This is a genomic window from Candidatus Amarolinea dominans (genome assembly GCF_016704685.1).
GTDB lineage: Bacteria > Chloroflexota > Anaerolineae > SSC4 > Amarolineaceae > Amarolinea > Amarolinea dominans.
In genome coordinates, this window is sequence record NZ_JADIZS010000016.1 from 71,984 (window position 1) to 97,509 (window position 25,526).

Sequence of the window (25,526 nt, forward strand, 5' to 3'; positions counted from 1 at the left end):
ATGTCAATTGCAGAAGCAGCACTTTACGGCGATTTGGTCAGGCGCCTGCGCGACGTCTGCGCGCAGCAGTTGGCCCAGTTGAAAGGCATCAGCATCGAATCTGAGCGCGTCGCGTTGGATGACGTGATTCGGGCCTGGTTCTTCACCCCGCAGAATGACCTCTACGGCCTGACGCCGCAACGGATGATTCGCAACGAGGAGTTGGGCATCGCCAACACAATACCTGGCGACAGACTGGGCGACATGTTCGAAGACGACTGTCCAGTCTGCGCCGCCATGCGGGCTGAGGCCGAGGCGGGTATGGCGGCCGGTCCCGACCACGATCACGGCTGGTCCTTCGGCCTGGCGCCCGACTCCAGCCTGCTGGACGAGTACGATCCTGAAGGCTCTGACGAGCGCTGGCGCATCGAAGACGAGCGCATGAAAGCCAACCAGGCTGCGCGCAAGGCTGAAGCGCAGACACTGCCCTTCGCCGGCGCCGATGACCCCGACCTGGCGCACGACATCCAACAGGAGCGTGCCTGGCTGGACGGCGACTTCCAGTTCTAGCCGGGATCACAGATGCTGACGCGTTGGCTCTTGGGCGGCGCGGCCATGATCCTCCACTTTGGCGCCAGTCGCGCCACTCGTGATGTTTCGTGCTGAAGATCATTGCCCTCTTGCAGCAACTGCAGGAAGACACCCGCGCACGCTATCAGGCGCTGGCGGCTGTCGTGACCGAGCGCGCCGCTAACGACAGTGACGCCCATGCGCCGCGCGCGGCTGGCCCTATGCGTTGACGAGATGCATCTCGACCTACGCCACCCTGGCCCTGGCCGAGGCGGCGACCGTGGCTGACTGGCTGGTCCGCAGCGAAGCGCTCGTACAGGAGGACGCTCAGGCCGGCCGGCTGCCGCCCCTGCACCGCCCCCACCTGCACCTCCTGGGCGATGGCGCACAGCCTGCGCCGGGCAGGTAACTGCTTTTCTGCCAGGAGGGAACGTCGTGTTTGCCGCCCCCGTCAGGCTTGCGCAGCCTAAGCCTGTTTTCGACACCCCAATGGGTAGTAGGCCATCAGGCACTTGCCACAAGCCGTCGCGCAGAACATTTGAGCGAAAACAGGACTGTTCCTACAGGTTGTGTGCGATTTGCCAATGACCACAAGCTGTTGTATGGAAACATCTGTTCTATGTCGAAAACAGGCTAAGATGCGACGTTTGTGTCTTGATCTTGCTTATGGTATACTGTATCCATAATCAAGCAAGAATCGTCCAGGTACCGGACGCATGGATGAAGCAGTACTTTCTGGAGGAACAAGGGTGGAATCTCGACTAGACGACCTGTTTCAGGAATGGGGTCAATTGGGCGGAGCGGTGCTGGTGGCCGGCAAACGGCGGGTGGAGGAAGCGCGCCCAGCCGAACAGGTCCTGGCCGAGAGCACGGCCCTGTGTCGCCATGCCGCGGCTGACGTGGGTCGTGGTTGATTGGCTGCGCACCCGCGTGGATGACCTTGATGAGCAGGCGCTTCTGGATCGGACGCGCGCCGAGGGCGATCTGTCGGTGCTGGGCGTGCTCTGCGACCTGGCCAACGAGGCGACGCCGCATCCCAAGTTCAGGCACATCATGGTGCGCTGCGTACCGCACCCTGGTCTGGAGCCATTCTTCAGCAGCGTCGCCCGCAGCCCATTGGCCGCCAGGCTGGCGCGCGAAAACGCGCTGGAAGTCTTCCTGCGCTGGAACTACTGGTGCGAGGAGGTTCGTTATCTGAGCCCAGCCAAGGTGGCAACGCGCCAACCGGCGCGTTGGGGTGGGCGTCGCTTGCCAGGCCCGGGCAAGCGGCTTGGGCGTCCGGCCCTGGATCGGCCAGGGGGCCGGCGGCTGTTGGCGCTCTGGTGTACCGAGGAGGAATGGAACCGCCTCTTGCAGCAACTGCCGGAAGACACCCGCGCACGCTATCAGGCGCTGGCGGCTGTCGTGACCGAGCGCGCCGCTAAGGAATGAGAATTAAATAAGTGCCCGCTTTGGTGCTGTCTGTATGCTCAGAATTTGCTCGGAACTGGACAGTTAAAAAATTCTCATTCCTAAACGCAGGCGCGGCGATCTCATTCCGGCAAGCGATCGGCTTCGTATGGCTCCAGATTCGCTTCGGCGACCGCCTGCAGCACGCGATCGAACCTTGTGCGGCTGCCGCGTCGGCCGCGCTGCTCGATGTAATCCAGGGTGCGCAGTGCAGCAACTTTTTCCGCTACCGCAAGGGTGACGAATTGATTGATCGAAACTTTGTCGCGCTCCGCCAATTCGCGCACCTGCGCGTGAAGCGACTCAGGTAAACGCAAACTCAATGCGCTCATTTCAACACTCCGATCTCTTGCAGAAGCTCAGCAGGCGTGAGCAGTCGCACTCCAAAACGTTCACAACCGCGAAAGTCGCGCTTGTTGAAAGTGACAATGGCATTACTGCTGCTGGCGATAGCTACTTCCAAGACCATGTCGTCGTCTGGATCACTAGAGGACGCCAGCAAGTAGTTTGTGGCACCTACCACATCCAGGTTCTTCCGTTTGGCTTGGCGGGCATTCGACCAACGGCCCAGATATGAATGTCGAAAACCTTTTCACATGTAAATGCCCGCGAGGCGAGCGCAGCGCAGCAATCAGAACGTTGGTGTCAAGCACAACCTGAAGCCCTGGCATCGGCATCCCTGAGGATTTGTCAAGTGATGGTATTATATTCGGTACTGTATACGATGTCAAGCTGCAAGGCCACCAAGCCCTGGTGGGTTCATACGGAAACCGCCCGCCTGCCCTCCCTGACTACTGTGACCAAACCTCGCAACCGGCGTCCAAGCCTGTGGAGGTTCGAACAAGTATGAAAATCGCAGTTTTTGGCGCTACCGGCGGCGCCGGCAGGCAGGTGGTGGAACAGGCGTTGGCTGCAGGCCACCAGGTCAGCGCGCTGGCTCGCAACCCTGCCAAACTGGCGCTGACCAATGACAACCTGACCATCGTCGCCGGCAACGTGCTCGACGCCATCGAAGTAGAAGAAACCCTGCAAGGAGCGGATGCCGTGGTGGTTTCCCTGGGTAACACCGACTCCAACCCCGACGATGTGGTTTCACAGGGCACTCAGATCATCATCAGCGCCATGCAGCGCCTGGGCCGGCCCCAGCGCATCGTCATCGTCAGCTCCCTGGGCGTGGGCGAGAGCAAGGACCAGGTGCCTTTTGCCTTCAAGCTCCTGATGAAGAGTGTGCTGAAAAAGCCCATGCAAGACAAGGAACGCCAGGAAGCGCTGCTCAAGGCCAGCGGCCTCGATTGGACCATCGTGCGGCCCGGCGGTTTGACCAACGGCCCGGCCACCGGCCGCTACCGCGCAGGACTCGACCCCAAGATCAGCGCAGGCCAGGTCAGCCGCGCCGATGTGGCCGCGTTCGTGCTCGCGCAACTCACCGACCTGACCTACCTGCATCGCGCCCCGGCCATTACCTGACCTGCATCGGCCCCTGCGCTGCTGGGAGCGCGGGCGTCTCGCCCGCCTCTCACAGCGTCAGCGTGCGCAGCACCACGCGCGCTGGCGCGCCGTCGCTCTCGGCAATGCACAACGGCAGAGCCATCACCTCGTAATCGCCGTCCGGCACGGCCCGCAGGCACAAATTCTCCACAATCACCACAGCGCAGCGCAGAAATGCCCGATGCGCCGCGAGATCGGCGCTGCTGACCGGGTCCACCGACGGCGCGTCGGTGCCAATCAAGCGCACGCCCTGATCGCCCAGCCAGGCCGCCGCGTCGGGCGTGAAAAAGACCAGGTCATGATCGAAGACATCGTCGGGCACGTCACTGTCGCGTGTGTGAACGAGCAGCCGCGTCACGCCGGCCAGATCGAGCGCCTGCACGTCGGCCAGGGTGATGGCGTTCGTCACCGGCAGCGTGACCACGCGCGCCCGGCCAATCAGGACATCGAGCGGAATGCGGTCAATGCCCGGCCCGGCGTCACTGTTGTGGCGCGGCGCGTCCACATGCGTGCCGGCATGAACGCTCAGGGTGATCGAACTGAGATTGCACGCGTCTCCCTGCCGCAGCAGCAGATTGTGCGTCAAAGAAACCGGGGTATCGCCGGGGAAAACCGCGCTGCGGGGCGTCAGGGGGCGCGAAAGATCATAAAACTGCATGGCTACCACCTCTCCACTTGCCTACGCGACATAGGCCCAACCAGGGCCGACTCCACGCGTGACTATACCACAGCGCGCCGAGTTGCCAATTTTCGTGAAGTTGGCAACTCTCGTTCCTCGTTCTCTCCGCCAGATGGTACGATCTCTCTATGGAAATCGAACGCGAAAGCGGCTATCAATGAGATGTGCCCAACTTCAAGGAGTAGATCGTGACACTAAATAATGCTTCGTTCCTCCGCTGCTGGCGCATATCTGCGCAGGTTTCCAGGATCGTGATGGCGCTGGCTTTGATCGGCGGTCTGTTGGCCGCAGCGCCGGGCCAGGCCGCCAGACTGAAGGCCACGACAGCCTCTTCGACATTCACCACAGCCCAGGCGGTCACCCATTTCAACCCAACTTTGAGCAATCCCGGCGATGAAAACTGGAGCAACGGCTTTCACCTGCCAGGCATGAACGGCTCGGTCACCGCGTTGGCTGTCGCCGCCAACGGCGATATCCTTGCAGGCGGCAATTTCACCACGGCCGGCGACGTCAGCGCCAGCCGCATTGCGCGCTGGAGCGGCTCATCCTGGAGCGCGCTGGGCAGCGGCTTGAACGGATCGGTCAATACCCTGGCCGTGGACAGCAGCGGCAACGTCTACGCCGGCGGCAGTTTCACCCAGGCGGGCGGCGCCAGCGCCAACTATGTCGCCCGTTGGGATGGCGCGGCCTGGGGCGCGCTGGGAACCGGCATGGATAGCACGGTGTACGCCCTGGCAGTCAACACCTCCGGCACGTTGGTTGCTGGCGGCAACTTCACCACGGCCGGCGGCGGCAGCGCCAGTTACATTGCGCAATGGAACGGCACCGCCTGGAGCGCGCTGGGCGCCGGCATGGATGGATCGGTCAACGCCCTGGCGTTCGCGGCTGGCGGCGATCTCTACGCCGGCGGCTGGTTCATGAACGCCGGCGGCGGCAGCGCGAACCGCATCGCCCGCTGGGACGGTTCATCCTGGAGCGCGTTGGGAACCGGCATGGACAACAGCGTCTACGCACTGGCGGTTTCGGGCAGCAACGTCGTCGCCGGCGGCGCCTTCAGCACGGCCGGCGGCAGCAGCGCCAGCCGTGTGGCGCAATGGAACGGGACGGCCTGGGCCGCGCTGGGCAGCGGCGCCGATGGAACCGTGTCTGCTGTAGCCATCAGTGGCAGCACTGTTTACGCCGGCGGCAGTTTTGCCAACGCCGGCGGTAGCAGCGCCAGTCGCATCGCGGCCTGGAACGGCACGAGTTGGAGCGCGTTGGGCAGCGGCATGGATGCCACGGTCAGCGCCTTGATCGTCAAGGGCGACGGTACGCTGTATTCGGGAGGTTGGTTCACCGCAGCCGGCGGCAGCAGCGCCAGCCGCATCGCCCGCTGGAACGGCGCAGCCTGGAGCGCGCTGGGGGTCAGCGGCGCCGGAGTCAATAACACCATCACCGCGGCTGCGCTGGACACGAACGGTAATCTCTTCGTCGGCGGCTATTTCACCAGCGCCGGCGGTGTGAGCGCCAACCGCGTCGCCCAATGGAACGGCAGCGCCTGGAGCAGCCTCGGCAGCGGCATGAACGGCTCGGTCAACGCCCTGGCCCTCGACAGCAGCGGCAACCTGGTGGCCGGCGGAGCCTTCACCGACGCGGGCGGCGTCAGCGCCAACCGCGTCGCGATCTGGAACGGCACAGCCTGGAGCGCGCTCGGCAGCGGCATGAACGGTTCGGTGGATGCCCTGGCCTTCGACGGTAGTGGCAACCTCTATGCCGGCGGGTCTTTTACCGACGCCGGCGGCGCCAGCGCCAATCGCGTCGCCAAGTGGAACGGCAGCGCCTGGAGCGTCCTGGGAACGGGGGTGGACAGCTACGTGACCACGTTGGCCTTCGGCGCCGATGGCAGCCTGGTCGCCGGCGGGGCCTTTACCGACGCCGGCGGCGTCAGCGCCAACCGCGTCGCCAAGTGGAATGGCAGCTCGTGGAGCGTGCTGGGAACCGGCATGAACGGCGCCGTCAACGCCCTCACGTTCGATGCCAGCGGCAACCTGGTGGCGGGAGGATGGTTCACAGACGCCGGCGGGACCAGCGCCAACTATGTCGCAGTCTGGAACGGCGTCAGTTGGAGCGCGCTGGGCAGCGGCATGAACAGCGCCGTCAACGCGCTGGCGCACAACAGCAGCGGCGCCCTCATCGTCGGCGGCGAGTTCACCAGCGCGGGCGGAGGCAGCGCCAGCTACATCGCAGCCTGGAACGGCGCCACCTGGAACGCCCTGGGCAGCGGCCTGGACAGCGCCGCCTACGCGTTGGCACTCGACGACCGTGGCAGTCTGTACGTGGGCGGTGTTTTCACCGCATCGGGAAACAAACCCGCTTACAGCATCGCGCGCTGGACCACGGCGGTCAGCCAGGCCATCAGCGGCGCCGGAACCTACAGTTTTTATGTCAACAACCTGCCCGTCACCGTGGTCGTGACCAGCGCGGGTGACCTGGCGCGCATCAACATCCAGCGCCGCAATCAGCATCACGCCCAGGCAACGGCCAACCTGCAAACCGGTTATTACTGGGAGATCGAAGGGCTGAACGCCAGCAGCGACCCGGCCAGCGGTTTCACCGTCAACCTGACCTTGCCAACCACCTTCAGCACCGACAACAGCGACCGGGTCTGCCGTTACACCGGGCAGCGCGTGGGACTGCGCGCTCAACTCGTTTACCGCCAGCAGTGTGACCCGCCAGGGCGTAACCGCTTTTTCGGACTGGGCAGCCGAGAACAACGCACCCCTGGCCGCGGGGCTGGCCGATTTCGCGGTCCAGGCGCAGACGCAAGGCATCCTCGTGACCTGGGAAACCACCAGTGAAGTGGGAACGCTGGGCTTCGACCTGTGGCGCGGGATGACGCCAGACGCGCCCACGCAGCGCCTCAACGCTGAACTCATCCCCTCGCAGGCGCCGGGCAGCAGCCAGGGTTTCAGCTATGCCTGGCTCGATCAGGACAACCTGGTGATGGGCGCCACCTACTACTACTGGCTCGACGTGGTGGAGGTCAGCGGCGCCCAGGAGCGTCACGGCCCGCTGTCGGTCACCTGGCAAGCGCCCACCGCGCTGGTGGTGGACAGCTTTACGGCCGGTACTGATAGCGTGGGTAAGCGGCTGCTCGCCTGGCTGCTGGGGCGACGCAGCGCCGCCGAATGAATTCGGGGCGAAGGGGCGTTCCGCCACGAGGTCGGCCTGCGCCGACCGGCGGTACGCCCTTTGGGCGCGATTTCAATCGCTGAATAGCGGCGCTTTGCGGTTCATGGGGGGTTGGGGTAGAATGGTCGCCCTGACGGCCTGCAATCACCGTCAACTGAAGCGATGCGCCGGCGGCAGCCGGGCCGACCAATCCAATTCGATGAGACGTGCAACCATGCAGCTAACCTACACCCTGGCGATGCCAACCCCTGTCACCCATCTGTTTCATGTCACCCTGACCGTGACCGGCCTGGAGCAGCCGACGGCTGAGTTTGCCATGCCGGTGTGGACGCCCGGCTCCTACCTGGTACGCGAATACGCACGCCATGTGCAAGGTTTTGCGGCGGCGGATGGCGCGGGTCAGGGCCGGCCCTGGCGTAAAATTGCCAAGAACCGCTGGCTGGTGGAAACGGCCGGCGTTGACCGCGTCACTCTCAGCTACCAGGTCTACGCGGGCGAACTGTCGGTGCGCACCAGTCACCTGGACAGCACGCACGGCTACTTCAATGGCGCCACCGTTTTCATGAGCCTGGACGGCGGCCGCGATCTGCCCTGCGACCTGGTCATCACGCCCTTCCCCGGCTGGCGTATCTCCACACCGCTGCCCGCGGCGGCCGGTGAGATCAACCGCTATCACGCCGACAACTTCGACCACCTGATTGACAGCCCCACCGAGATCGGCGCCCACCAGGTGATTGAATTCGAGGCGCTGGGCAAGCCGCACCGCATCGCCTTTTACGGTCATGGTAACGAAGACCTGACTCGCCTGACGGCCGACACGCAGAAAATCGTCGAGACGGCCGGGGCCATCTTCGGCGGCCTGCCCTATGACGATTATCTGTTCATCATCCATGCCACGGAGCGACGGCGCGGCGGGCTGGAGCATCGCAATTCCAGCAGCAACGGCGTGGTGCGCTGGAATTTTGGCGATGACAAGGAGTACCGTCAGCAAGTTCTGGCCCTGCTGGCGCACGAGTTTTTCCACGTCTGGAACGTCAAGCGCATCGTGCCCGTAGGCTTCCTGGCCTTCGACTACGACGAAGAAAACTACACCAAACTCCTGTGGGTCATGGAAGGCTGGACTTCGTATTTCGAGCTGCTCATTCTGCGCCGCGCCGGCCTGTGGACGGCCAGCGCGGTGCTGGAAGAGACGGCCCAGCGCATCCTACGCTTGCAGCAAACGCCCGGCCGTCTGCTGCAGAGCGCCGAGATGTCGAGCTTCGACACCTGGATCAAGTTCTATCGCCCTGATGAAAACAGTCAGAACACGGGCATCTCCTACTACAACAAGGGTGCGCTGCTGGGCATGCTGCTCGACCTCGATCTGCGCCGGCAGAGCGGCGGTCAGCGTTGCCTGGACGATGTCATGCGCCACTGCTGGCAGGACTACGCCCTGGTCGGCCGCGGCCTGCCCGAAGCCGATTTTCAGGCCGTCGTCGAGACAGTGGCCGGCGCCTCTCTGGCCGATTTCTTCGAGCGTTTCGTGCGCGGCGTTGACGAACTGCCCTTCGATGATCTCCTGGCCCACGCCGGGCTGGAGCTGCGCTTCGGCTATCAGGATGACAAGCCCAACGGCGCGGCTGACGCCCCGCCTGCGCCCAGGGCAGGGCTGGGCCTGCGCGTGGAGGAGACCGACGGCCGTTCGCTGATCAGCACAGTCTTTGCCGATGGCGCCGGCGCCGCGGCCGACGTGGCGCCTGGCGATGAGCTGCTGGCGCTCGATGGCCTGCGCGTGACTGCATCGTCCCTCAATCGGCGCCTGGACGGCTATCACCCCGGCGATCGCGTCACGCTGACGCTGTTCCGCCGCGATGAGCTGCGCCAGGCTGAGGTGACGCTGGGCGTGCGACCGTTCAACCGCCTGCAAATGCGCCCGGCCGCGGCGGTCACGGAGGCGCAGCAGGCGCTCTTCAGCCAATGGCTGCACGAACCATTCCCGGCGCCCGATTTCGTCGCCACGGGCGATATCGAGATCGAATCCGAGAAACCAAAAACCTGAGCCAATGCCCAATGTCATCTGAACTCACCACCATCTGGCTGCTGCGTCATGGACAGTCGCAGTGGAATCATGAAGGGCGCTGGCAGGGACAGGCCGACATCCAGCTCAGCGAACTGGGCCGCCAACAGGCGCACCGCGTGGGGCAACGGCTCCGTCGTTACCAGATCGAGCATCTGATCAGCAGCGACGCGACGCGCGCGCTGGAGACGGCGCAGGTTGTCGGTTCCTACCTGCACCTGACGCCCTCACCGCACGCGGGTCTGCGCGAGTCGGACATCGGCGCCTGGACCGGGCTGACCTCGGCTGAGATCAAAGCCCGTTTTCCCGAAGAATGGGCGGCCATGAACGCACGTACGGATGTGGCCCGCGGCGGCGGTGAAACGTACAGCGAACTGCGTGGTCGCACCTGGGCCGTCGCGCAGGAGGCGGTGGCGCGCCATCACGGGCAAGCCGTCCTGCTGGTGTCGCACGGGACGGCCATTCGCGCCTTGATTTCGGCTGCGCTCGGGCTTGACGTCTTCACCATGCACAACCTGTGGATTGGTGGGAACACTGCGCTCAGCCGCCTGCGCTTTCGCGACGGGCGCTTTCATCTCGATCTGCACAACGACACCGCGCACCTCGAAGAAGCGGAGGCATAGGAACCTGTGGGAACGATCCTGCCCGTGGTCCTCGGCAGTGCATTGATCCTGCTCGGCGCGGCCTACCCGCTGCTGGCGCTGATGCGCATCGCCCGCCTGCTCAACGACAAGGCGCAGCGTCCGTCGTCGCGGCAATTGGCGATCCGCCTGCTGCTGACGGCCGCGCTACCGGTCGGCGCGATCCTGGGCGGCGTCGGTCTGCTGCTGCCGCGGCTCTGGCAAAACCCCATCTTCAGCGCGCTGGTCGTCGCGGCCGCCGTGGTTGTGGCCGCTTGCGCCATCCTGCTTTCGATCCGCCGCCTGCGGTGATGCTCAGTCTGGTGGAGAACTGTCTTTACGCGCAGACGCCGCTATCTTCCCCCCTTCTCCTCTCCGCTGTGCGGAGAGGAGAAGGGCCGGGGATGAGGTGAGGTCGCTCTGCCCCCAACAAGTGCTGGTAACAAAAAAATGTTCGACATCAACGCGACACCCATACAAGAAGACGACCTGCCCGCGGTCGCAGCCCTGGTCAACGAAGCGCTGACCCAGGTACCGATCAGCGCGACGGTCAGCGCGGACTCGTTTCGCCGGCTGGGCCTGTTGAATGAACAGGGCACGCTCTATCCGCTCGATCTGCACAATGACCCGGCGGGCTGGCTGCTGGTGCGCGACCGAAACATGACGCTCGGTTTTGTTCATGCCTGTACTGGCTACCTGCCCGATGCCGCCGCGCCATCCCTCGTTGGGCAAGGTCCCTCGGCCCCAGCCGCCGCGCCGCCGGTTGGATTCATCCGCTTCCTGATTTTTCCGCCCGGCCGGAACGATGTGGGCGGCGTCCTGTTAGCCGCGGCAGAAAAATTCCTGCGCGCGGCCGGTGTGCGCACCGTGTACGCCTGGCACCCGCAGGCCGGTTATCCGTTCTACCATGCTGGCGTCGGCATCTCCAACGGACAGGATTTCTACGGCCTGAGTGCGCTCAGTGAAGCCGGCTACCTGTTGACCACGCGCGTGCTCTGTTACCAATGCAACTTGGGGCAACCCATGCCCGAATACACGCCGGCCCGACGTCTGCGCTGCGTCATGCGCCCCGCCACCGGCATGCCCTGGTCGCTGTCGGCGTTTCTGCCCGGCGAGCCTCAGCCGTGCGCCCAGGTGCAGATCAAGACGCTGCCTGAAGCGCTGGCCGTGAATGGCAAACCGCGCGCCTATCTGCTGCATGCGGCTGTACAGGAAGAAATGCAGCGCCAGGGGATCGGCCGCTGGCTCCTGCAGCGCGCGTGCAACGAGTTCAGCGCGCGCGGCTTCGCGGCCATCATCGCGCATGCAACACACCAACAGGCGGCCGCGCAAGCCGTTCTACCTCAAGCGGGCTTCGAGGAACTGGCCTTCCGGGGCTACACCTTCGAGCGTCAGATACCCCGATAGGGAATCCATGGCTCAAATCAGCGTACAACTATTTCGATGGCGACCTGCGCGGGCTGGTGGAGCGGGTTGCACCCTACAAGCTGCTGCACGTCATCTTTCGCCAATCGGTCAGTCCTGAGCAACTGCTCACCTTCGGCGAAGTCGAATCGGTGGATGAAATCGAAGCCACGCTGCGCGTCCCACGTGGGCGCACCTCAGAATATGCCGCCCGCCTGCTGGCCGCCTTCCAGGTGGACGACGTCACCATCCAGGAACCGCCGGTGGAAGCCATCATCAGCCAGATCTTCCAGGAGCAAGCCGCCCTGACCGCCGCACCCGCGTAGGTTGCGCCGAATTCATTCAGCGGCCCATCCGGCGGTCGCCAGATTGACTTATCGGGTGTCTCGCGTGATAATGGGCCGCAAGTAGTTTTGCCCCGTTTTGGACAGTGCGGAGAGGCTTCGATGCTGACACGACTCAAGGTCTCTGGGTTCAAGAACCTGGTTGACGCAGACCTACGTTTTGGCCCGTTCACGTGCGTGGCCGGAGCCAATGGTACCGGCAAGTCCAATTTGTTTGACGCGATTCAGTTCCTCAGTAAATTAGCCGGTGACACGTTGCTCAACGCGGCCCTGGCGGTGCGTTCCGAAGGTAGACGCACGGCCGATGTACGCAACATCTTCCATCGTATTGGCGACAATTACGCGGGTCAGATGACTCTCGAGGCAGAGATGATCGTCCCATCCACCGGAATTGACGATTTGGGGCAGCGCGCTGAAGCGTCCATTACCCTCTTGTGCTACCGGCTTGTCCTGGCCTACCGGGCGGACAGCAATCTTCCCAGCCTGGGTTCACTAGAAATCTTGCATGAGGAGCTGACTCACATCAACGTGACTGATGCGGCCAGGCATCTCCGCTTTCCGCACAAGCTGGCGTGGCGACGTTCGGTTGTCAAAGGCCGGCGCGTCGGCGAGTTCATCTCGACGGTCGAAAAAGAGGGGAGATGCATCATCAAGCTGCATCAAGAGGGCACGGCAGGGCGTCCGCGTGAATATCTCGCCGCCACGCTGCCGCGCACGGTCCTTTCGGCGGTCAATGCCATCGAGAGCCCAACAGCCTTGCTGGCGCGGCGCGAGATGCAGTCCTGGCGCCTGCTGCAACTCGAACCCTCCGCGTTACGCGAGCCTGACGAATACACGGCCCTTCCTCGCTTGGGCGCTGACGGCTCACATATGCCGGCGACCCTGGACTATCTGAGGCGTGCAGCTCACAATGGAGATCAGTCTGGCGGCAGTAACGGGGAGTCGCCCATGCTGGATGAACTGGCTGCACGTCTCTCTGAACTTGTCGAACACGTCAAAACGATCCATGTTGACCGAGATGATCGCCGGCAGCTTCTGACACTGGAAATGACAGACCGCAGCGGTACTTCGTTACCGGCCCGTTCACTGTCTGACGGGACGCTGCGCTTTCTGGCGTTGGCCGTGCTGGCTCTCGACCCGCGTGAAGAAGGGCTGATCTGCCTGGAAGAACCGGAGAACGGCATCCACCCCGAACGCATCCCGGCGATGCTGCAGCTTCTGCAAGAAATCGCCGTTGATATAGAGAACGAGGTCGGTGCAGACAACCCGCTGCGACAGGTGATTGTCAACACTCACTCACCCAGCGTGGTCAGCCAGGCGCCTGACGACGCCCTCCTGGTTTCCGAACTGCAAGAGGTGATGACGGCCGGGCAACGTGCGCAGGCGGCCCGATTTCGATGGTTACCCGACACTTGGCGCTGCGATGCCGACCCAGACACACCTCCTGTGGCACGCGGCATCCTGCTGGCCTACCTCAATCCGGCGAGCCGCCCTGACCACCAATTCGAGCAAGGTGCGCCTGCTAATGGCATTTCCAGGCCGCGTCGCCTTGTAGATCGGCCCGATTTTCAACCCTTTCTGCCTGGGATGAAACATCCGAGATGAGGGATCTGACTTTCACTCTCGTGACGGATGGAAGTTCCGATGTCGTCCTGTTGCCCATTCTCACCTGGTTGCTGCGGACGAATGGAGTGGCTCTGCCACTGCAAGGAAGGTGGGCGGACACGCGCCGGGTGCATCTTCCTCGTCGGGCTACCCTGAGCGAGAGAATACACTTGGCTCTTGATCTGTATCCTTGCGAACTTCTCTTCATTCACCGCGATGCCGAGCGCGAACCACGCGATCTGCGCGTTGCCGAAATCCAAGAGGCATTGCATCGTTTACCGCCCAGCTCGCCCCAACCGACGGCCGTTTGCGTCGTACCGGTACGCATGCAGGAGGCGTGGCTTCTGTTCGACGAGATGGCGATCAAGGTCGCTGCCGGCAATCGCACCTTTCGTGAGAATCTCAACCTTCCCATGCTCAAAGACATGGAGTTGCTGCCGGATCCCAAGTCCGCGCTGTATGATTGTCTCCGACGCGCCAGTGGCTTACACGGGCGGCGCCTGCAAAGCTTTCCAGTGGGCCAGCGGGCTCGCCGTGTGGCCGACTTGATCGAAGATTTCTCGCCTTTGCGCGCTTTGCCTGCTTTTGGCGCGTTGGAAGAGGATGTGAAAGAGATCATGACGCGTCTTCATTTGCGCAGAGATACCTCGCAGCCACCGGGGTGAGCTACGAGCCGACCGACTGCCGGTAGGCGTCCACGGCCTGCCTGGTGGTGTACCACACCTTGCCGCGCTTGACTGCTTCCAGGCGGCCATTGCGCGCCAGCAAGCCCAGGTATTCCTGGCTGTAGGGCGTCCCTTCGACCGCCTGCCGCAGTGGAATCCACTGCTCTGCCGGGTCAGGCATGCTGCCGCGGGACGTGCAGGCTTCGAGGTAAAGGGTCAGGCTGCGCTCAACGGCCCGGCCCACGAAGTTGACGATGGGCGGTTCGTTCCCTGCATCGGCCTGGGCCAGAACGCGGTAGTACTGGCCGCGGTTTTCGCGCAAGATGATGGTGGGTGGAAACCCATCGCGCAGGAGCAGGAGGTTCATCACCAGGCGAGCCGTGCGGCCGTTCCCATCTATGAACGGATGAATCGCGGCCAGGCGATGATGGGCAAGGGCTGCCCGGCTGATCGGATGCAAGGACAGGGCTGTGCTGTTGAGCCACTCCGCCCAGTCGGCCATCAGGTATGGGAGGTCCCAACTCTCCGGCGGCTGATGACGCGCCCCGCCAATCCGCACCGGAAGCGTGCGATATTGGCCGGCGTTGGCATCATCAATCTGCGTCAGCACGAGCTTGTGAATCTGCCGCACGTGAAACGCGTTGATCGGTTCATCGCCAGCGGCCAGCATCTGGACGTAATCAATCGCATCCCTGTGATTGATCACCTCGAAGTGCTCGCGCAGACTCTTGCCGCCGATGGTCAGCCCGGTTTCCAGAATGAACTGCGTCTCACGCAGCGTCAAGGTGCTGCCCTCGATGGCGTTGGAATGGTAGATCCACTCCACCATCAGTTGTTCCTGCAGACGACGGAGCGCCGCGGGCGGCAGCGGCCGCAGAGCGTCCAACTGCGCTTTTTTGCGGTTCAGGCGAGCCAAGAGGCGTGATTCCAGCACGTTCTTCTCCTATCGGTATCGGATACGCCCGGTTATTGTACATCCGATACAGAATCCCAACAAACGCATGATGAGACTGCTCAAGCTGGTGCGTAAACGGGCCGGGCTGTTGGTGTTGTGGCCGCTGAACGACGACGAACGCCGGGTGCAGGGGGCGGTGATCGGGTTGCCGGTGCTCTGCAAGTCCCCGGACGCGACCCTGGCCGAGGGGGTTGGCGCAGACCTGGGAGTATGCTGACCGCTGCGCCGCCGCTGAGGCGCGCCTGGTGATCTTCGATCGCAGGCCGGGCATGGCCTGGGAGCAGGGGATCTTCCACAACAGACATCACTGAGCAGAAAGGGACAATCGGTGGTATACTGTGCCCGTGACAAGAGCGGATTATGTGGATTCGCAGTTTTTCATCTGTTCGGGTGTTTGATCTGACGAGATAGGAATGCATACAGGAATGCGTACAGGATGGAGGAATGTCCGATGACAGCTACAGTGACATTAGAACTACCGGAGAGTGTCTTGATTCAGGCGCTCAGAAAATTGCCGCCTGCGCGACGCTACGAACTGCTGCGCCGGATAGACAACGAAGCGTTGCGCGTTAAACCTGGAACCGACGTCAACCAACGCTTAGAACAACTCCCTTGAGCCAGAGGCGCGGGCTGCCAAACCAGCGCCGGTTTGCTGGTCACTGAGCGCGCCGCCCCAACAGCTGAACCACCCGTGAATTCATTCGGTGGGGCCAACGCAACCTGACGTGGTCAGGTTGTCAGGCCGGTAGATCGAGTCGTTCATCAATCCAATCGCGCAGTAAGGCACTGATGCTTTTCCGCGCCGCGGTCGCTTCGGCCCATAGGATAGCTTTGGTTAGCGCATCCAGATGAATCGTTGCGGTTTCGTCCGGCTTACGCGTAGTGGGAAAGAGCACAGTCTCGAAATACTCGGTGGGGTAGAGATAATCCTCCCCCTCATTGTCAATGATTCGCAATTCTCCCAACCGCCGTTCATCTTCGGTTGGCGGCAAGCCTTGTAGACGCGACCGATCGTAAGGCTGGCCAACGTTTCGTCGCGTAATGGCTGACCACGAAAATAAACATAGGATTTGTTGTTCAGGCAGCGTACATACCTCATGCGATTCTCCGAATTTTACGTTTGTCCTTTTCTTCCCGACGTGGTTGCACGCGGGTGGGCAGGTTGCCTCTCCTCTCTCCGCTGGCGGGAGGGGGGGGAGGTGGGGCGTCCGGCCCCGGATGGATTGACCTGTGCAGCGCAAATAGATCATCGGCCGAGACCGCTGCCTGACGTCGTGGGGTGTGCGGGCCGGGGGAGGGTGGGGTTCATCTCTTTGATCGCGCCGGCCCAGGGTGAATCGCGAGCCAGGTAGACGAAACCAAAACCCTCGAGGACGCCCTCGATGAGGTACTTGCCATTCAATAACGAATCGTTGGGTTTGAGTCCCATGGGACGGCTCCGGGAATGACGTAGACAGCGGTACGAACGATGTCAGTATAGAGCAGAGCGGGCGGTTCGTCAATTCATGGCGCGCCCCCACCGATCGAAAGGCGTGAGAACGCGGCGCCGGCGCGTGTCTCAGGCAGGTTGGCGAATCGGGCGCCATCAGGTATACTGGGCCTGTTCACAGGAGCACTCATAACATGCGTTACAACACGGCTGCCATTCGCGATCTTCTCAACCAGGCGCTGACCGATGACGAGCTGAACACCCTCGCCTTCGATCATTTTCGTGACATCTACGACAGCTACTTCACGGCAAGCCTGACGCGCCAACAAAAAACCCAGATTCTGCTGGAACAGGTGGAACGCCGCGGCGAGACCGAGCGCCTGCTGGCCCTGGTGCGTGAAATCAACCCTGTGCAAGTGACCGCCTTCGCCGACCAGGTGCTGCGCCTGCCGCCGGCCGCCGCAGCGAAGGCGCGGCCGCGCTGGGCGATGGGGGTAGCGGCGCTGGTGGTGTTGGCCGTGATGGGATGGGGCGTCCGAATGTTGCTGCGCAGTATGCAGCCGCCGGAATTGCCGCCGCTGCCCTCATTTGCGACCTGTCAAGCTTCCCTGGAGCCTGTGCGAGTGGCGCTGCAACCGTTGACTGACTGTCCGGCTGAGATCAAGGATAACGTGCAAGCCACTCTGACGTCCGTGAACGTTGTCGTGACGCAAACCACGGCAAGCACCCTGCGCACCTGGCGTCAACCAGACGGCTTTGACCTGGTATTGCGTGGTACGTGTAACAGCGACACGTCCGCCGCCCGCCTCACAGTGTCGTTCGAATTGTCGGCCATCCGTAATGCAGACGACTTGTTTCAACCGCCTGAGATCACGGTCAGCGGAACGGTGAGCGAGGTGCTCAGCGCGGGACTTGCGCTGGCTGTGTTTCAACATGGCGATTACTCCCAAGCCAGCGAGCAAATTACAGAACTGCCGGTGAACGTACAAACCCACGAACTGAGATTGTTGCGCGCCAATGCCATGCTATTCGACCAGCGCTATGAAGACGCGATTGATCTCTTGCGCACACTAAAAGATCAACAGCCAAGCTGGAGCGCTGCAGTCCACAATCTCGGGGTGGCCTTGTTCGGCAAAGCTCAAAAGCTGGCTGTGTTTGCGACTTCGGGCGAAGATTACCTGGACGATGCAATCAGATTCGCGGCGAAACAAGGAGAAACCGACATCGAATTGTTGGCCCATGCAAACTACAGCAACCTGCAGCGCCACACTATCTTCAACTTCGACAAGGCAAAAGTTTCCTGTCAGCGAGCGGAAACACTCGACGGTCAGTCGGTGTTCACGAGACTCTGCTGGGCTTACTACTACCTGGCTATTACAGGTAGACCAGGCGCCAATCCCGCACAGATTGACGCCAAGATGGCTGAGTATCTTGGAACACCGCAGACAGATGACCCTCCCCGACTGCAAATTTTACGGGCAGTCTGGTACCAAGATCAAGGCGCCTACCTGCGTTTCTTACAACAGATGCAGTTTCACGCCTGCCTGAATCAAGACCGCAAATTCCTGGCCGAATTGCGGCGGTAGATCACCCAACACTAGATAATCCAGTATACGTGACGACCGGCTGCGTCATGAGAGTGCTTCCAGGTCACACTGACGCTCAGTCTGCCTCTAATAGGAGGATCAGGAACATGATGCGAATGACTGACAATATCCTCCGCTTCATGGGTATGATACGCTGCCGCATCGGCTTCGATTTCCATGGCTGCAAATAGCGTCCAAAAGAGCTTGGCTTTGACGTCAGGAGCGAATTTCTCCGCAGCCATGATGGTAGTCACGAGATGCGAAAGCACTTTCTCGAAATCGGAGTGCGGGCTAGAGGGCGCCGATGGAATCTCGGGGAAGATCGGTGAGGTGATATCTGGCAATTCAGTCCAGCTCATCCGATCAAGATCCGCCAGGTCATCATCAATCGTCTTGTGCCTGTGATCATCCCTGCACTCCTGTCCCGCATGACAACAAATCAAATCCCACAGGCATCTATCGCCGGGCCACACCGGTTTATTGAGCAAAGTGTGAACGATCAGCGGCACGTCGCCAGCCAAATCATCGAGCGTGGTGTGCGCGCCTGGATACTCCTCTTTGCCGATTTTGGGCGCAAACGCCAACCAGCGATCAGATAACGAGGGCCGATTGACTGGCAGGTCATACTCGCCGCCCACAGATTTCCGCGCCTCACGTGCGGCTTGCATGCGTAACTGATCCTCGTAACTTGGGACGCGTCCGCGTGTCACTTCTTCTCCCATGCCAGCCCAAGCCATCAACTTATCACGATAATAAGGGTGCGAGCTTCGATCGGCGATTTCGCGCACAACCTGGAGCGCAATCAAAGGACGTAGATACAGGGAGGGGTGAGCATCGTTCTTTACGCCAACCAATTCGGTGTCCTTGGAGACAGACACTGCCGCCAGGTCCTGTGCTGAGAGCGCAAACATCGGCCCGGCGAACAGAACACCGCAGATGTCAGCAAAGACTTCCTCCATCCACAGATTCCACAGGTTGAGACGTCCCACTATCGCTTCTTCGGCCGTGCTAAAATCTACACCCAGTTTCCTACATAGCGCGTCCATTACCGCTTGGCACATACGGTTTTGGAGAGGAACGAACTCATCAAGTGTGACGCCATTCCAAAAAATGTGGTGTCCTATCTCGTGCGCGAGGGCCTGCCAGCGGTCCGGCGCATCATAGTCGGAAAGTGGAATGGAGATGACCGGAATGTCGGGCGCAAAGAGCGCGCGTGAAATGCGATACAGCTTCTCGAAATAGACCACCGGCGTCTGTAAAGGCACATAGACAGGATCGTCCGGCGATTTCCAACGGGCGCAGTAGGAGGCCAGCATGGCATCGGCCTGCTCCAGGTAGTAGCGCGTGCTCTCTTGACGGTCTTCGGACTTCATGTACTTGGGGTTGGTCTCGCGGCGCTGCTCGCAGGCGCGACTGAGGATGTTCCACTCCTGCAGCAGACGCTCGATGCCTGACCGCAGCAAGAACGAGAGCTGACCCGACTGATTGGCGTTGTCGAGTGTGGTGGCGTATTCGATGGCGAAATCCTTGAATTTGCCGATGAGCGTCTCTAGCCCATCTTGATCTACTTTTTTGAACAGGCGATCGGCCAGGCGCACCATGGCGTTGACCTGGTTGCGCTGCGTGCGCCTCACGGCTGTACCCAACTGCTTGGTTTGCAGTCGAAGCGTCGGTTGAGATGTTGACAATTGGCGTGACATGAGGACCTCCTGGGAAGCGGTGAAGGGTGGTACCTGTTGACGACAAAGCTCACTGACCCGTGCGGTCACCCTGCGAGCAGGATTGTAGCATGAGCAGCGCGCACAGCCAAACGGAGCCGATGGAGCGGGGATGGTTATCGGCGCAATATCGGCAGTTTATCGGCCAAATAAACGACCGTTGAGCGGTGACGCCGGCCTGCCGCCGTCCGTCTGAAACTCCAGATTCGTTTCCTGGAGGAAAATCACTCATGCGTGTGGCAATCTGGTGGATTCGGCGTGATCTGCGCCTGGCCGACAACCCGGCGCTGACGGCCGCCCTGGCAATGGCCGACCAGGTCATTCCCCTCTTCATTCTCGATCCGCACCTCGCCCAGGCCCCAACCACGGGCGCCAAACGCCTGGCCTTCCTGCTGAACAGCCTGCGCAGCCTGGATGCGGACCTGGCCCGCCGCGGCAGTCGCTTGATCTTTCGCCAGGGCGACCCGCAGGCGGTGCTGGCCGACTTGGTCGCAGCCGCCGGCGCCGGCGCGATCGTGGCCCAGGCCGATGTTTCTCCGTATGCGCGACGCCGCGACGCCGAGGCGGCCGCCCATCTGCCCTTGCAGCTCACCCCAGGCGTCACCGTCTTCCCCTCCGATGTCGTGACCAAAGCGGACGGCTCGCCCTACACCGTCTTCACGCCCTTCAGCCGGGCCTGGAAGGCGCTGCCGCCCAACCTGACCCCGCTGCCCGCGCCCGGCCGCATTCCCACTCCCGTTAACCTGGCGAGCGACCGGATTCCGGCCAGTCCCGCCTTGCCGCCCGACGTGCCCTTCGAGGCCAGCGAAGCGGAGGCGCAGCGCCGTCTGCGGGCCTTTGCGGACGGCTTGCAGGCGCCCATCCGGCGCTACCACGAGCTGCGCGACCGCCCGGACCTGGATGGAACCTCGCAGTTGTCGCCCTACCTGCGCTTCGGTCTGATCTCCCCGCGGCAGGCGGCCGCGGCGGCCTACGCCATCCTCGACGGGGCGACCGACGCAGCCGGCCGCCGCGGCGCGGAGGTCTGGCTCAACGAGCTGATCTGGCGCGAATTCAACGCCAGCATCCTCTATCATTTTCCTGGCGTGCTGCGCGCCGCGTTCCGCCCCGAACTGCGCAGCATCCCGTGGGACAACAACCCTGAGCTTTTCGCCGCCTGGCGCGAGGGCCGCACCGGCTATCCGATCGTGGACGCGGCCATGCGCCAACTGGTGCAGACCGGCTGGATGCACAACCGCGCCCGCATGATCGTGGCCTCGTTCCTGGTCAAAGACCTGCTGATTGACTGGCGCTGGGGCGAACGCTTCTTCATGCAGCATCTGGTGGACGGCGACCCGGCCTCGAACAACGGCGGCTGGCAGTGGACGGCCGGCGTTGGCACAGACGCCGCGCCCTATTTCCGCATCTTCAACCCGGTGCTGCAAGGCGAGAAGTTCGATCCCAACGGCGACTTTGTGCGCCGCTGGCTGCCCGCGCTGGCGCATGTGCCCGCGCCGTTCATTCACAAGCCGTGGACCATGACGCCGCTGGAACAGCGCCAGGCCGGCTGCGTGCTGGGGCAGGATTACCCGGCGCCCATTGTGGATCATGCCGCGGCGCGCGAACGGACGTTAGCCGCGTACCAACGGGCGGGGTGACTATCCAGCCGCGACGATCCGCAAGCCAACGATTGAGGTGAAGTACATCCAAACGTCCATCAATCGCAACTGCTCACCCTGCAGGCCGATTTGGACAGGATGAACAGGATGTACAGGATTCTTGCTCTGTGGTGTGCAAAACTATCGGCACGAGAGTTCGAATATCCTGTCAATCCTGTGAATCCTGTCTGAATTCCAGGCAGGCCCAGCAGTTACCATCAATCCCGCTTATTGCTCACACGACCAGGTTGAAGAGATAGCCGACGAGGACGATGCCCGTGGCGACAACGCCGATGAAGACCCCGATGAGCTGCGGTTTGAGCACGCGGCGCAGGATGATCATTTCGGGCAGGCTCAAGGCCACCACGCTCATCATGAAGGCCAACACCGTGCCGAGCGCCGCGCCTTTGCCCATCAGGGCATGCACCACCGGAATGATGCCCGCGGCGTTAGAGTACATCGGCACGCCCAATGCCACTGCGGCCGGCACAGACCACCAGGCGTCGCGGCCCATGATGCCCGCAAGGGCGTTCTCAGGCACGAAACCGTGGATGAGCGCGCCGATGGCAATGCCCACCACCACGTAGGGCCACACCTTGCTCACGATCTCGGCCGTACTCTGGCGGGCGCGAGCGAAGCGATCCACCCACGTCAGGCGTTCGCTCTCCAGGCCGGCGCCGCCAACATGGATTTGCCACACGAAATCTTCGACGAAGCGCTCCAACTTCAGGCTGCCGATGACCAGGCCGGCCACGATGGCAATCACCAGCCCCATCACCATGTAGAGCGCAGCCACCTGCCAGCCGAACAAGCCGAACAGCATGACCACCGCGACCTCATTGACCATGGGCGCAGCGATCAGGAACGAGAAGGTGACGCCCAGGGGAATGCCCGACTCGACGAAGCCGATGAAGAGCGGCACGGCCGAGCAGGAGCAGAAGGGGGTGATGACGCCCAGCCCGGCCGCCAGCGTGTTGCCCAAGCCCAGGCGCTTGCCGCCCAGCAGGCGGCGCGTCTGTTCAGGGCTGAAGAAGGAGCGCAGGATCGTCACCAGAAAGATGATGCCGCTGAGCAACAGCAAAATTTTGGGCACATCGTAGAGGAAGAAGGCCACCGCTTCGCCCAGGTGCGAGCCAGGGGTCAACCCGATCAGGTCGAAGGCGAGCCAGTTCGCCAACGGCTGCAGGCTACGGTAGGCCAGAATCCAGGCGATGGCGGCCAGGATGACGGCGGCCCACGCCGCGGCCTGCGGTCGCCGCGTCGCGATGCGGTTGTAGAGCGAATCAGGATGCGTAATCATGCAGTTCTCCAGTGCAGGAAAGGGGTACTTGACCCGTAGGTCACGCCTCCGGCGTGACGACGCCGTTGGCAACAGATCCCCCGTACCACGGCATTCATCCCGTCCGGCGGCGCACGGCATGAATGCCGCGTGATACAACCAGGTAGGGGCGCCGCGTCAACCAGCCAGGGCCGCGTTGGCCAGCCAGGTCTGCACCTCGGCCACGGTGGGGATGCGGCCGCCACTGACCAACTTCTCGTTGATGACCAGGCCCGGGGTGTGCAGCAGGCCGTAACGCGCAAAGGTGACGTAATCTGTGACCTTCTCGATGTGGGCGTCTATGCCCATTTGGGTCACGGCGGCACGCGCGGTGGCTTCCACCTTGTGGCAGTTGTTACAGCCGGGGCCGAGAACTTTGATGTTGATCGTCATAGAACATTTCTCCTCGAACATGATAGGTTGTTGTCTTTTTTTGGGTTCTGCGGAATGCTCAAGCTGTCGGGGCCATTTGCAGATGCAACGTGATCGGCGCGATGGTGCTGCACTGGGGGCAGGGGCAGCCGGCCAACGGACGCTGATCGCCAGTAGGGGCGGGGCCAAGCACGGCGGTCAGCAGAACAGCCAGCGCGGGATCGGTCACCCGGTAATAGACATTTTGCCCTTCCTTGCGATCCGTGACCAGGCCCTCGCTGCGCAGCACGGCCAACTGCTGTGAGATGTAGGGCTGCGGTCGTTGCAGCGCGGTCTCCAGATGGCACACGCAGGCCGCCTCGCGGCGCAGGGCGTCCAGAATCTGCAGGCGCACCGGGTGCGACAACAGTTTGAGACGGTTGGCAATCTCCTCGTACGACATCTCCATCGGCTTGTGTACTCCTGGCTGGAATATGCGAATATGTGCATATGATACTCTTGTATGCACTTCTCTGCATATGATGTGCGTCATACGGTGCGGCTGTTCTTCCTCTGGATGGCGCAGAAAAAGAAACCCGGCTTCTCGCTGAAGCCGGGTCTTTGACGCATAGGCTGAACGATCCCTGGTTTTCTATGAGCAGACCAGGCCGAACCGTGACGCGGTAGCCGTCGCGTCAATGACATCAATGTAACCGCTGATCGTGATATCGAGCACCGGATTGAGGGCCGGATCGAGCCAGGCATTAGCCACGGCGCTGATGTCGGTCACATCCACGTCACCATCGTCGTCCACGTCGCCGATCAGCAGACACGCGGCAAACTCGAACGCGCCGATGTCGCAGCGGGTCAGCCGCGCACCGTCGCGCTGGTCGGCGATCACGGCCGCGCCGGTATTGTCAACGCAGCCGGCGGGGTTGCCGGCGTTGAAAGGCGGGGAGCCGGTGGGAAAGGCGTTGGTCTGGGTGCGACCGCCGTTGCTGGCCAGGGCAGCCAGGTTGGGGTCTGTGCCGGTGATGTTGCCGGTCGTGTTGCCGCCAATGGCGCAGCCGGTCGTGTTCTCGATCAGGTTGTAGCCGTCGGAAGTGAAGCCACCGGAGCAGTCGGGAAAGATCGTGCCGCTGGTTGAGGCGTCAACATTTTCGCCGATGAGGCTATTGCGCACGATCGCGGTGGCGGCGTTGCTCAGACCGCCGCCGTCGCCGAAGTTGTTGGCGTCGGAGTCGGCCACGTTGAAGGCCACGGTGACGTTGCTGAGCTGCAGCAGCGCGCCGCTGCCGTTGGCGATACCGCCCGCCCCCGCGCTGGCCGAGTTGCCGCTGACCGTGCTATTGATCAGCACGGCTGTGCCGGCGTTGGCGTTGCGCATGCCCGCCGCGCTGATCGCGGTGTTGTTGTTGATCGTGCTGTTGCGGATGGTCATGCTGCCGCCATCGTTGGAGATCCCGCCGCTGTCGTCCGCCGTGTTGTTGCGCACGGTGCTGTGGCTCATGACCAGGGTGTCCTGGTTGAAGATACCGCCGCCCACCTCGCTCACGCCGCCGCCAGGGGTGCCCGCGTGATTGGTATGCACGGTGCTGCCAAGCAAGGTCAGGTTGTTTTCGTTGTAGATGCCGCCGCCGTTGGTGTCCGCGCTGTTGTTGTTGATCGTGCTGTTGATCAGCGTGGCCGAGGCGCTGCTACCGTTCCACATGCCGCCGCCGCGGTCGCTGGTCGCGGTGTTGTTGTTCAAGCCAAGGTTGACGGCCTCGAGCGTACCCCCAAGCAGCGCAATGCCGCCGCCCAAGGTGGATGCCGTATTGTTGGTAATCGTGGTGTTGATCAACGACAGCGCGCTAGCTTCGTTCGCGATGCCGCCGCCCGCGTTGCCGGTGCTTTGATTGGCGATGAGGGTGACAGTACGCAGCGTCAACGTGCCCGCGCTGCGGATGCCGCCGCCAAACGAGGTGGTGCGCCCGTTGCGCAGCGTGACGTTCGAAATCGTGACGATGTTGCCGGCTAACACCTGGATAACCCGGTCGAGCGTGGTCGCCCCATTGGCGTCAATGATGGTGTTGCTGCCGGCGATCGTCACGTCGTCGGTGATGTCCAGGTCGCCGTTCACCGCGGTGTCATCCGCACCCACACGGGTCAGAGTATAGGTGACATTGGCCTGCAGGGTGATCGTGTCCGCGCCATTGCCGGCCGCACACGCGTCCACCGCCTGATCCAGGTTGGCCGCACGGATCGCCTCGCGCAAGGCGCAGTCACCGTCGGTGTTCAGTTCGTCGGTCAACGTATTGACCAGGATGCTGGCGCCGGCGGGCGCCAGGCGCGGTGTAGCCAGTGCGGTGTTGGACCACAACAGGCTGACCAGTAGAAGCAGATGAAACAGAATCAGACGTACCTTCATAATAGATGTTTCCTCGAACCGGACTTATCGCAGTCACAAAAACCCGGCTTCTCGCAGAAGCCGGGTTTCTCGCTTCTCTCTCACAGAAACCC

29 protein-coding genes are annotated in these 25,526 nt (G+C 62.4%); 19 read left to right on the plus strand and 10 right to left on the minus strand.

Features of this window, described 5'->3' with window-relative positions; genetic code table 11:
• The 5 genes from IPF85_RS12080 (at window position 1) to IPF85_RS12100 (ending at window position 1,980) form a co-directional block, all read left to right on the plus strand.
• A complete protein-coding gene (locus IPF85_RS12080; RefSeq protein WP_343408330.1) occupies window positions 1-549 on the plus strand; it encodes a hypothetical protein in 549 nt (182 codons plus the stop codon).
• A gap of 89 nt (window positions 550-638) precedes the next feature.
• Window positions 639-779: a hypothetical protein gene (locus IPF85_RS12085; protein WP_343408331.1), complete on the plus strand. Its 141-nt coding sequence runs from the start codon at window positions 639-641 to the stop codon at window positions 777-779.
• On the plus strand, window positions 776-958 hold the full coding sequence (locus tag IPF85_RS12090) for a hypothetical protein (protein WP_343408332.1): 183 nt from the start codon (window positions 776-778) through the stop codon (window positions 956-958). Before IPF85_RS12085 ends, IPF85_RS12090 begins: the two co-directional genes overlap by 4 nt.
• Window positions 959-1,298: 340 nt before the next feature.
• Window positions 1,299-1,463: a hypothetical protein gene (locus IPF85_RS12095; protein WP_343408333.1), complete on the plus strand. Its 165-nt coding sequence runs from the start codon at window positions 1,299-1,301 to the stop codon at window positions 1,461-1,463.
• Window positions 1,435-1,980: a hypothetical protein gene (locus IPF85_RS12100; RefSeq protein ID WP_343408334.1), complete on the plus strand. Its 546-nt coding sequence runs from the start codon at window positions 1,435-1,437 to the stop codon at window positions 1,978-1,980. Before IPF85_RS12095 ends, IPF85_RS12100 begins: the two co-directional genes overlap by 29 nt.
• Before the next feature lie 101 nt (window positions 1,981-2,081).
• Here IPF85_RS12100 and IPF85_RS12105 read toward each other — a convergent pair whose 3' ends face one another.
• Window positions 2,082-2,330 carry a toxin-antitoxin system HicB family antitoxin gene (locus IPF85_RS12105; RefSeq protein WP_343408335.1) on the minus strand — a complete coding sequence of 83 codons (249 nt, stop codon included), beginning with the start codon at window positions 2,328-2,330 and terminating at the stop codon, window positions 2,082-2,084.
• A 514-nt stretch (window positions 2,331-2,844) separates the two neighbouring features.
• Here IPF85_RS12105 and IPF85_RS12110 point away from each other — a divergent pair.
• Window positions 2,845-3,465 carry an SDR family oxidoreductase gene (locus IPF85_RS12110; protein WP_343408336.1) on the plus strand — a complete coding sequence of 207 codons (621 nt, stop codon included), beginning with the start codon at window positions 2,845-2,847 and terminating at the stop codon, window positions 3,463-3,465.
• A gap of 49 nt (window positions 3,466-3,514) precedes the next feature.
• Here the strand turns inward: IPF85_RS12110 and IPF85_RS12115 are convergent, their stop codons facing one another.
• Window positions 3,515-4,144, minus strand: coding sequence for a cyclase family protein (locus tag IPF85_RS12115; protein WP_343408337.1), 630 nt, complete (start codon window positions 4,142-4,144; stop codon window positions 3,515-3,517).
• A gap of 209 nt (window positions 4,145-4,353) precedes the next feature.
• Here IPF85_RS12115 and IPF85_RS12120 point away from each other — a divergent pair, with 209 nt between their 5' ends.
• The 9 genes from IPF85_RS12120 (at window position 4,354) to IPF85_RS12160 (ending at window position 14,030) form a co-directional block, all read left to right on the plus strand.
• On the plus strand, window positions 4,354-7,002 hold the full coding sequence (locus IPF85_RS12120; RefSeq protein ID WP_343408338.1) for a hypothetical protein: 2,649 nt from the start codon (window positions 4,354-4,356) through the stop codon (window positions 7,000-7,002).
• On the plus strand, window positions 6,980-7,336 hold the full coding sequence (locus IPF85_RS12125) for a hypothetical protein (RefSeq protein ID WP_343408339.1): 357 nt from the start codon (window positions 6,980-6,982) through the stop codon (window positions 7,334-7,336). Before IPF85_RS12120 ends, IPF85_RS12125 begins: the two co-directional genes overlap by 23 nt.
• Before the next feature lie 214 nt (window positions 7,337-7,550).
• Complete coding sequence (locus tag IPF85_RS12130; RefSeq protein WP_343408340.1) at window positions 7,551-9,374, plus strand: PDZ domain-containing protein; 1,824 nt, start codon at window positions 7,551-7,553, stop codon at window positions 9,372-9,374.
• Window positions 9,375-9,385: 11 nt separating this feature from the next.
• Complete coding sequence (locus IPF85_RS12135; RefSeq protein ID WP_343408341.1) at window positions 9,386-10,015, plus strand: histidine phosphatase family protein; 630 nt, start codon at window positions 9,386-9,388, stop codon at window positions 10,013-10,015.
• Between the two features lie 6 nt (window positions 10,016-10,021).
• Window positions 10,022-10,324: a hypothetical protein gene (locus IPF85_RS12140; protein ID WP_343408342.1), complete on the plus strand. Its 303-nt coding sequence runs from the start codon at window positions 10,022-10,024 to the stop codon at window positions 10,322-10,324.
• A gap of 138 nt (window positions 10,325-10,462) precedes the next feature.
• Entirely contained in the window at window positions 10,463-11,419 is a 957-nt protein-coding gene (locus tag IPF85_RS12145; RefSeq protein ID WP_343408343.1) for a GNAT family N-acetyltransferase, read from the plus strand.
• Between the two features lie 56 nt (window positions 11,420-11,475).
• Window positions 11,476-11,742: a hypothetical protein gene (locus tag IPF85_RS12150; protein WP_343408344.1), complete on the plus strand. Its 267-nt coding sequence runs from the start codon at window positions 11,476-11,478 to the stop codon at window positions 11,740-11,742.
• Between the two features lie 120 nt (window positions 11,743-11,862).
• Window positions 11,863-13,365 (plus strand): AAA family ATPase, encoded by a 1,503-nt coding sequence (locus tag IPF85_RS12155; RefSeq protein WP_343408345.1) that lies wholly within the window; start codon window positions 11,863-11,865, stop codon window positions 13,363-13,365.
• A 170-nt stretch (window positions 13,366-13,535) separates the two neighbouring features.
• A complete protein-coding gene (locus IPF85_RS12160) occupies window positions 13,536-14,030 on the plus strand; it encodes a hypothetical protein (protein WP_343408346.1) in 495 nt (164 codons plus the stop codon).
• Window position 14,031: 1 nt separating this feature from the next.
• Here IPF85_RS12160 and IPF85_RS12165 read toward each other — a convergent pair whose 3' ends face one another.
• Window positions 14,032-14,964, minus strand: coding sequence for a Fic family protein (locus IPF85_RS12165; RefSeq protein ID WP_343408347.1), 933 nt, complete (start codon window positions 14,962-14,964; stop codon window positions 14,032-14,034).
• A 67-nt stretch (window positions 14,965-15,031) separates the two neighbouring features.
• Between IPF85_RS12165 and IPF85_RS12170 the strand changes: the two genes are divergently transcribed.
• The gene (locus IPF85_RS12170; protein ID WP_343408348.1) at window positions 15,032-15,202 is read left to right on the plus strand and encodes a hypothetical protein; all 171 of its coding nucleotides are present in this window, start codon (window positions 15,032-15,034) and stop codon (window positions 15,200-15,202) included.
• Window positions 15,203-15,436: 234 nt separating this feature from the next.
• Window positions 15,437-15,601, plus strand: coding sequence for a hypothetical protein (locus IPF85_RS12175; protein ID WP_343408349.1), 165 nt, complete (start codon window positions 15,437-15,439; stop codon window positions 15,599-15,601).
• Between the two features lie 121 nt (window positions 15,602-15,722).
• Here IPF85_RS12175 and IPF85_RS12180 read toward each other — a convergent pair whose 3' ends face one another.
• The gene (locus tag IPF85_RS12180; RefSeq protein WP_343408350.1) at window positions 15,723-15,950 is read right to left on the minus strand and encodes a hypothetical protein; all 228 of its coding nucleotides are present in this window, start codon (window positions 15,948-15,950) and stop codon (window positions 15,723-15,725) included.
• Window positions 15,951-16,231: 281 nt separating this feature from the next.
• The gene (locus IPF85_RS12185; protein WP_343408351.1) at window positions 16,232-16,414 is read right to left on the minus strand and encodes a hypothetical protein; all 183 of its coding nucleotides are present in this window, start codon (window positions 16,412-16,414) and stop codon (window positions 16,232-16,234) included.
• Between the two features lie 194 nt (window positions 16,415-16,608).
• On the opposite strand from IPF85_RS12185, the gene IPF85_RS12190 reads away from it, so the two are divergent.
• A complete protein-coding gene (locus IPF85_RS12190; RefSeq protein WP_343408352.1) occupies window positions 16,609-18,000 on the plus strand; it encodes a hypothetical protein in 1,392 nt (463 codons plus the stop codon).
• Window positions 18,001-18,011: 11 nt separating this feature from the next.
• On the opposite strand, the gene IPF85_RS12195 is transcribed toward IPF85_RS12190, so the two are convergent.
• Window positions 18,012-19,700, minus strand: coding sequence for a hypothetical protein (locus tag IPF85_RS12195; protein WP_343408353.1), 1,689 nt, complete (start codon window positions 19,698-19,700; stop codon window positions 18,012-18,014).
• A gap of 248 nt (window positions 19,701-19,948) precedes the next feature.
• Here IPF85_RS12195 and IPF85_RS12200 point away from each other — a divergent pair, with 248 nt between their 5' ends.
• Window positions 19,949-21,355 carry a deoxyribodipyrimidine photo-lyase gene (locus tag IPF85_RS12200; RefSeq protein WP_343408354.1) on the plus strand — a complete coding sequence of 469 codons (1,407 nt, stop codon included), beginning with the start codon at window positions 19,949-19,951 and terminating at the stop codon, window positions 21,353-21,355.
• A gap of 235 nt (window positions 21,356-21,590) precedes the next feature.
• Here the strand turns inward: IPF85_RS12200 and IPF85_RS12205 are convergent, their stop codons facing one another.
• From IPF85_RS12205 to IPF85_RS12220, 4 genes are all read right to left on the minus strand, one after another.
• Window positions 21,591-22,655: a permease gene (locus tag IPF85_RS12205; protein ID WP_343408355.1), complete on the minus strand. Its 1,065-nt coding sequence runs from the start codon at window positions 22,653-22,655 to the stop codon at window positions 21,591-21,593.
• A 156-nt stretch (window positions 22,656-22,811) separates the two neighbouring features.
• On the minus strand, window positions 22,812-23,066 hold the full coding sequence (locus IPF85_RS12210) for a thioredoxin family protein (RefSeq protein ID WP_343408356.1): 255 nt from the start codon (window positions 23,064-23,066) through the stop codon (window positions 22,812-22,814).
• Window positions 23,067-23,124: 58 nt separating this feature from the next.
• On the minus strand, window positions 23,125-23,493 hold the full coding sequence (locus tag IPF85_RS12215; protein WP_343408357.1) for a metalloregulator ArsR/SmtB family transcription factor: 369 nt from the start codon (window positions 23,491-23,493) through the stop codon (window positions 23,125-23,127).
• Between the two features lie 183 nt (window positions 23,494-23,676).
• Window positions 23,677-25,434 carry a choice-of-anchor Q domain-containing protein gene (locus IPF85_RS12220; RefSeq protein ID WP_343408358.1) on the minus strand — a complete coding sequence of 586 codons (1,758 nt, stop codon included), beginning with the start codon at window positions 25,432-25,434 and terminating at the stop codon, window positions 23,677-23,679.
• Window positions 25,435-25,526: the final 92 nt, after the last annotated feature.

Excerpts from the sequence above, each read along its gene's own strand:
- IPF85_RS12080 (WP_343408330.1), top strand. The coding sequence starts at position 1 with ATGTCAATTGCAGAAGCAGCACTTTACGGCGATTTGGTCAGGCGCCTG.
- IPF85_RS12100 (WP_343408334.1), top strand. The coding sequence starts at position 1,435 with ATGCCGCGGCTGACGTGGGTCGTGGTTGATTGGCTGCGCACCCGCGTG.
- IPF85_RS12105 (WP_343408335.1), bottom strand. The coding sequence starts at position 2,330 with ATGAGCGCATTGAGTTTGCGTTTACCTGAGTCGCTTCACGCGCAGGTG.
- IPF85_RS12110 (WP_343408336.1), top strand. The coding sequence starts at position 2,845 with ATGAAAATCGCAGTTTTTGGCGCTACCGGCGGCGCCGGCAGGCAGGTG.
- IPF85_RS12115 (WP_343408337.1), bottom strand. The coding sequence starts at position 4,144 with ATGCAGTTTTATGATCTTTCGCGCCCCCTGACGCCCCGCAGCGCGGTT.
- IPF85_RS12130 (WP_343408340.1), top strand. The coding sequence starts at position 7,551 with ATGCAGCTAACCTACACCCTGGCGATGCCAACCCCTGTCACCCATCTG.
- IPF85_RS12135 (WP_343408341.1), top strand. The coding sequence starts at position 9,386 with ATGTCATCTGAACTCACCACCATCTGGCTGCTGCGTCATGGACAGTCG.
- IPF85_RS12145 (WP_343408343.1), top strand. The coding sequence starts at position 10,463 with ATGTTCGACATCAACGCGACACCCATACAAGAAGACGACCTGCCCGCG.
- IPF85_RS12155 (WP_343408345.1), top strand. The coding sequence starts at position 11,863 with ATGCTGACACGACTCAAGGTCTCTGGGTTCAAGAACCTGGTTGACGCA.
- IPF85_RS12170 (WP_343408348.1), top strand. The coding sequence starts at position 15,032 with ATGATGAGACTGCTCAAGCTGGTGCGTAAACGGGCCGGGCTGTTGGTG.
- IPF85_RS12175 (WP_343408349.1), top strand. The coding sequence starts at position 15,437 with ATGACAGCTACAGTGACATTAGAACTACCGGAGAGTGTCTTGATTCAG.
- IPF85_RS12185 (WP_343408351.1), bottom strand. The coding sequence starts at position 16,414 with ATGGGACTCAAACCCAACGATTCGTTATTGAATGGCAAGTACCTCATC.
- IPF85_RS12190 (WP_343408352.1), top strand. The coding sequence starts at position 16,609 with ATGCGTTACAACACGGCTGCCATTCGCGATCTTCTCAACCAGGCGCTG.
- IPF85_RS12195 (WP_343408353.1), bottom strand. The coding sequence starts at position 19,700 with ATGTCACGCCAATTGTCAACATCTCAACCGACGCTTCGACTGCAAACC.
- IPF85_RS12200 (WP_343408354.1), top strand. The coding sequence starts at position 19,949 with ATGCGTGTGGCAATCTGGTGGATTCGGCGTGATCTGCGCCTGGCCGAC.
- IPF85_RS12205 (WP_343408355.1), bottom strand. The coding sequence starts at position 22,655 with ATGATTACGCATCCTGATTCGCTCTACAACCGCATCGCGACGCGGCGA.
- IPF85_RS12210 (WP_343408356.1), bottom strand. The coding sequence starts at position 23,066 with ATGACGATCAACATCAAAGTTCTCGGCCCCGGCTGTAACAACTGCCAC.
- IPF85_RS12215 (WP_343408357.1), bottom strand. The coding sequence starts at position 23,493 with ATGGAGATGTCGTACGAGGAGATTGCCAACCGTCTCAAACTGTTGTCG.
- IPF85_RS12220 (WP_343408358.1), bottom strand. The coding sequence starts at position 25,434 with ATGAAGGTACGTCTGATTCTGTTTCATCTGCTTCTACTGGTCAGCCTG.